The following is a 6,156-nucleotide window of genomic DNA, read 5'->3' on the forward strand; positions in this document are numbered from 1 at the left end:
CGATTCATCGATGAAAAAGTACGTTGAAATCTCGACGGAATACATTACATTAGGTCAATTTTTAAAGTTAGCAGACGTTATTGATACAGGCGGTATGGCAAAGTGGTTTCTTTCAGAGCATACGATTCATGTAAATGATGAACTGGAAAACCGACGTGGGCGAAAGCTAATTCATGGCGATACTGTTGTTATTGAGAAGTTTGGAACATTTGGTGTGAAGAGCAGCATACATTCTTAAGTTTTTTTGTTTGGGGGAATCCCTTTGTTTATACAAGATATACGATTAACGAATTATCGAAATTATGATTCATTACACTTGTCATTTGAAGACAAGGTAAATGTTATTATTGGGGAGAATGCACAAGGCAAAACAAACTTACTCGAATCTATCTTTGTTTTAGCTATGGCAAAATCACATCGTACGTCAAATGATAAGGAATTGATTCGTTTTCAGGCGGATTATGGTAAAATAGAAGGTACACTACATACTAAAAACAGTAACTTGCATTTGCAACTCGCTGTGTCAAAAAAAGGAAAAAAAGCAAAAATCAATCATTTAGAGCAACAAAAATTAAGCCAATATATTGGTCACATGAATGTTGTAATGTTTGCTCCAGAAGATTTGAATTTAGTAAAAGGTAGTCCTCAAGTTCGTCGTCGCTTTTTAGATATGGAGCTTGGGCAGATTGCACCAGTGTATTTATATGAATTAAGTCAATATCAAAAGGTGTTAACACAGCGCAACCATTATTTAAAAAAAATGCAAGGTGACCGGAAAATAGACGACACAATGCTAGATGTTTTTACCATTCAACTACTTGAGCATGGCGCGAAAATCTTAAAAAAACGCTACGAATTCTTATATCTCCTTCAAAATTGGGCAGAACCTATTCATAAAGGCATCAGTCGAGGTTTAGAAACATTGAAAATTCAATATAAACCTAGTATTCATGTATGTGAAAATATGGATTTGTCGAAAATAAAAGAAGTATACTATGAACATTTTCAAGAAGTAAAAGAACGAGAAAAAATGAGGGGTACGACGCTAATTGGTCCTCACCGTGATGATTTAGCATTCATTGTAAATGATCGAGATGTGCAAACGTACGGTTCTCAAGGGCAGCAGCGAACAACTGCGCTATCTTTGAAATTAGCAGAAATTGAGTTAATTAAGTCAGAGGTAAATGAATATCCAATTTTATTACTAGATGATGTCTTGTCAGAGTTAGATGATTATAGGCAATCACATTTACTAAACACTATTCAAGGAAAAGTACAAACATTTGTAACGACAACAAGTGTAGATGGAATTGATCATGAAACATTAAGACAAGCAAAATCAATCCGTGTTACTGATGGGAAAGTTACGGTAGGAAGTACGACAGATAAATAAACAGAATAGAGCAAGCTTAGAATGAAAAGTGGGTGATGTATTTGACAATGGAACAGAAAGAAATACAAGGCCAAGCATATGACGAAAGTAATATTCAAGTATTGGAAGGTTTAGAGGCTGTAAGAAAACGTCCAGGGATGTATATTGGTTCAACTGCAGCGAAGGGTCTTCATCATTTAGTTTGGGAAATTGTAGACAATAGTATTGATGAAGCATTAGCTGGTTTTTGTACAGAAATTAACGTCATTATTGAAGAAGATAATAGTATTACCGTAAAAGATAATGGACGTGGGATTCCCGTAGGTATTCATGAGAAGATGGGTAGACCTGCTGTTGAAGTTATTTTAACGGTTCTGCATGCTGGGGGTAAGTTTGGCGGCGGCGGATATAAAGTATCTGGAGGTCTACATGGTGTAGGTGCTTCAGTTGTAAATGCCTTGTCGACGGTGTTAGAAGTATTTGTTCATCGTGATGGTCAAATCTACTATCAACAGTATCATCGTGGGGTGCCAAAGGAAGATTTAAAGGTAATTGGTGAAACGGACCATACAGGTACGACAATCCATTTCCAACCAGACGGAGAAATCTTTACGGAAACGTTGGAATATGACTTTGATACATTAGCAAATCGTATACGTGAATTGGCGTTCTTAAATAAAGGATTAAAATTAACGATTGAAGATAAACGTTCTGAAGGTGAGAAGAAAGAATACCATTATGAAGGTGGTATTATCTCGTACGTAGAGCATTTAAATCGTTCGAAAGAAGCTATCCATGATACACCTGTCTATATTGAGGGTTCACGCGATGACATTGCGGTTGAGGTAGCTCTTCAGTATAACGAAGGGTATACAAGCAACTTGTACTCATTTGCCAACAACATTCATACGTATGAAGGTGGTACGCACGAAGTTGGATTTAAGACAGCTTTAACAAGGGTTATTAACGACTATGCACGTAAAAATAACATTGTAAAAGATAATGAAAGCAATTTAACAGGGGAAGATGTTCGTGAAGGTTTAACAGCAATTATTTCTGTTAAACATCCCGATCCTCAGTTTGAAGGACAGACAAAAACAAAATTAGGGAATAGTGAAGCGAGAACAATTACAGAATCCGTTTTCGCAGAGGTGTTTGATAAGTTTATGCTTGAAAATCCTTCTGTTGCTCGCAAAATCGTGGAAAAAGGAATGATGGCTGCGCGTGCGCGTGTAGCTGCTAAAAAGGCACGTGAATTAACTCGTCGTAAAAATGCACTGGAAATTTCGAGTTTACCTGGAAAATTAGCAGACTGTTCAGCGAAAGATCCGGCAATTAGTGAGTTATATATCGTAGAGGGTGACTCGGCTGGTGGTTCTGCAAAGCAAGGGCGTGATCGTCATTTCCAAGCTATTCTACCGTTAAAAGGGAAAATTATTAACGTAGAAAAAGCGCGTCTAGATAAAATTTTATCTAGTGATGAGATTCGTACACTCGTAACAGCTCTGGGTACAGGTATTGGTGATGATTTCGAAATGGAAAAAGCTCGTTACCACAAAATTATCATTATGACGGATGCGGATGTAGATGGTGCGCATATTCGTACTTTGCTATTAACATTCTTCTATCGCTTCATGCGTCAGTTACTAGAATGTGGATATATTTATATTGCACAACCACCGTTATATCAAGTAAAACAAGGTAAAAAGGTGGAATACGCGTATAACGAGGCGGAGTTAGCAAAAGTAATGGCGGAGTTACCAAGTACACCGAAACCGAATATTCAACGTTACAAAGGTCTTGGAGAGATGAACCCTACACAGTTATGGGAAACAACAATGGATCCAGAAGTTCGTTCTTTACTAAGGGTAAGTCTACAAGATGCGATTGAAGCGGATGAGACATTTGAATTATTAATGGGCGACAAAGTAGAGCCAAGACGTAATTTTATTCAAGAAAATGCACATTATGTAAAGAATTTAGATATTTAATAAATAAGGGGAGGAGAACTCCCCTCTTTTTTCACTAGGATACATAAAAAAAGATGCACATCACGTATGGAGGTGCTAGGTTAGAATGGATAGTAAGAAACCTCAAGTTAAGGATATAAATATTAGCCAAGAAATGCGTACGTCGTTTTTAGATTATGCAATGAGTGTTATCGTATCGCGTGCATTACCGGATGTTCGAGATGGGTTGAAACCTGTTCATCGTCGTATCTTGTATGCAATGAATGATTTAGGAATTACAGCAGATAAGCCATATAAGAAGTCAGCACGTATCGTTGGAGATGTAATTGGTAAGTATCACCCACACGGTGATAGTGCTGTATATCATACAATGGTACGTATGGCACAAGATTTTAGTTACCGAGCGATGTTAGTTGATGGTCACGGTAACTTCGGATCGATTGATGGAGATTCAGCGGCAGCAATGCGTTATACAGAGGCAAGAATGTCGAAAATTTCGATGGAAATTGTTCGTGATATTAATAAAAACACAATTGACTATCAAGATAACTACGACGGTTCAGAAAAAGAACCAGTTGTACTACCAGCACGATTCCCTAACCTGCTTGTGAACGGAGCGACTGGTATTGCTGTAGGGATGGCAACGAATATTCCACCGCATAACTTAGGAGAGGTAATTGATGGAGTGTTAGCATTAAGTCACAATCCAGATATTGAACTACCGGAGTTAATGGAATATATTCAAGGTCCAGATTTCCCAACAGCTGCTCAAATTTTAGGTAAGAGCGGTATTCGTAAGGCTTTTGAAACAGGAAAAGGTAGCATTATTTTAAGAGCGAAAGTAGAAATCGAAGAGAAGAGTAATGGTAGACAGACAATTATCGTATCGGAGATTCCTTACCAAGTAAATAAAGCCAAGTTAGTGGAAAAAATTGCAGAGCTTGTTCGTGATAAAAAGATTGATGGCATTACGGATTTACGTGATGAATCAGACCGTAATGGAATGCGTATTGTTATCGAAGTAAGACGTGACGCGAATGCGAATGTTTTATTAAATAACTTATATAAGCATACGACGTTACAAACAAGCTTTGGTATTAATTTGCTAGCACTAGTAGATGGTGTACCAAAAGTATTGAACTTAAAACAATGTTTATATCATTATTTAGAACATCAAAAAGTAGTTATTACTCGACGTACACAATTTGAGTTAGAAAAAGCCGAAGCACGTGCTCATATTTTAGAAGGACTGCGTATTGCATTAGATCATATTGATGAAGTTATTGCTTTAATACGTGGATCGAAAACAACAGATATAGCAAAAGAAGGATTAATGACGAAGTTCGGTCTATCTGAACGTCAAGCACAGGCCATTTTAGATATGCGTTTGCAACGATTAACAGGTTTAGAACGTGAAAAGATTGAAGAAGAGTATAACGAATTATTAACGTTAATTGCAGAATTAAAAGCAATTTTAGCAGATGAAGAGAAAGTATTAGAGATCATTCGTGAAGAACTTCTTGAAATTAAAGAACGTTATGCAGATGAGCGAAGAACGGAGATTATGTTAGGTGGATTTGAATCGATTGAAGATGAAGATTTAATCCCTGAGCAAAATATCGTTATTACACTAACGCATAATGGATATATTAAGCGCCTGCCAGTTTCTACTTATCGTAGCCAGCGCCGTGGTGGTCGTGGTATTCAAGGAATGGGAACGAATGATGATGATTTTGTTGAACATCTACTAACAACATCAACTCATGATACGCTACTATTCTTTACGAATAAAGGAAAAGTATACCGAGCTAAAGGGTACGAGATACCTGAGTATAGTCGTACAGCAAAAGGGTTACCAATTATCAATTTATTAGAAATTGATAAAGGAGAATGGGTGAATGCAATTATCCCAGTGCAGGAATTTAAGGATGATGGTTATTTATTCATTACCACAAAGAAAGGTATCGCGAAGCGTTCACCATTATCGGCATTTGCAAATATTCGTACAAACGGTCTTATTGCAGTAGGTCTACGTGAAGATGATGAAGTAATTTCTGTTCGTTTAACAGATGGGACAAAAGATATTATTATCGGAACATCAAATGGTATGTTAATTCGATTCCATGAGGAAGATGTACGTTCGATGGGGCGTACGGCATCGGGAGTAAAAGCTATTTCACTACGAGAAGAAGATATTGTTGTAGGAATGGAAGTAGTCGAACCAAACATGCAAGTTTTAAGTGTTACACAAAACGGTTTTGGTAAGCGTACGCCAATTGATGAGTACCGCTTGCAAAGTCGAGGTGGAAAAGGAATTAAGACAATTAATGTAACGGAGAAGAATGGACCACTTATTTCTGTAAAAGGAGTAACTGGTGAAGAGGATCTCATGTTAATTACAGCATCAGGTGTTATTATTCGTACTCCAATGGAGGATATTTCTACAACTGGACGTAATACACAAGGTGTAAAATTAATGAAGGTTGATGAAAAGACAGAAGTGTCGACAGTAGCGGTTGTGGAGAGAGAAGAAGAAGAAGAAGAAATCTCGGAAGCAGAAACTATTAATATAGAAGAATAACGTGTTTTTAAAGAGAGGACTTTTTGTTCTCTCTTTTTTTATAAAAAAACGTTGCATTTATCTTATGTATCCTGTATAGTAGTAGAAGTCAGCAAGAGATAAAGAAAACAAAAAAACTTTCTTAAAAAAACGTTGACGGAAGATATCAGAAATGATATTATGTAGAAGTCGCTTTAAGCGATAGAAGTTCTTTGAAAACTAAACAAAACATGAAACGTCAATTTTTATTTTAT

4 protein-coding genes are annotated in these 6,156 nt (G+C 36.8%); all 4 read left to right on the forward strand.

The genetic code is table 11. From position 1 onward, the window contains the following. Positions 1–10: 10 nt before the first annotated feature. The 4 genes from yaaA to gyrA all read left to right on the forward strand — a co-directional run bounded on the left by yaaA (position 11) and on the right by gyrA (position 5,923). A complete protein-coding gene (gene yaaA / locus IEV41_RS17940) occupies positions 11–238 on the forward strand; it encodes a S4 domain-containing protein YaaA (RefSeq protein ID WP_188389886.1) in 228 nt (75 codons plus the stop codon). Between the two features lie 24 nt (positions 239–262). Then, the gene (gene recF / locus IEV41_RS17945) at positions 263–1,393 is read left to right on the forward strand and encodes a DNA replication/repair protein RecF (protein ID WP_188389887.1); all 1,131 of its coding nucleotides are present in this window, start codon (positions 263–265) and stop codon (positions 1,391–1,393) included. 47 nt (positions 1,394–1,440) lie between these two features. After that, entirely contained in the window at positions 1,441–3,363 is a 1,923-nt protein-coding gene (gene gyrB, locus IEV41_RS17950; RefSeq protein ID WP_188389888.1) for a DNA topoisomerase (ATP-hydrolyzing) subunit B, read from the forward strand. Positions 3,364–3,448: 85 nt separating this feature from the next. After that, on the forward strand, positions 3,449–5,923 hold the full coding sequence (gene gyrA / locus IEV41_RS17955; RefSeq protein ID WP_188389889.1) for a DNA gyrase subunit A: 2,475 nt from the start codon (positions 3,449–3,451) through the stop codon (positions 5,921–5,923). Positions 5,924–6,156 lie beyond the last annotated feature (233 nt).

It is taken from the genome of Priestia taiwanensis, from assembly GCF_014638355.1.
Lineage (GTDB): Bacteria > Bacillota > Bacilli > Bacillales > Bacillaceae_G > Priestia_D > Priestia_D taiwanensis.

Bases quoted from the DNA above. Each gene is read 5' to 3' on its own strand.
- yaaA (WP_188389886.1), top strand. From the start codon at position 11: ATGAAAAAGTACGTTGAAATCTCGACGGAATACATTACATTAGGTCAA.
- gyrB (WP_188389888.1), top strand. From the start codon at position 1,441: ATGGAACAGAAAGAAATACAAGGCCAAGCATATGACGAAAGTAATATT.
- gyrA (WP_188389889.1), top strand. From the start codon at position 3,449: ATGGATAGTAAGAAACCTCAAGTTAAGGATATAAATATTAGCCAAGAA.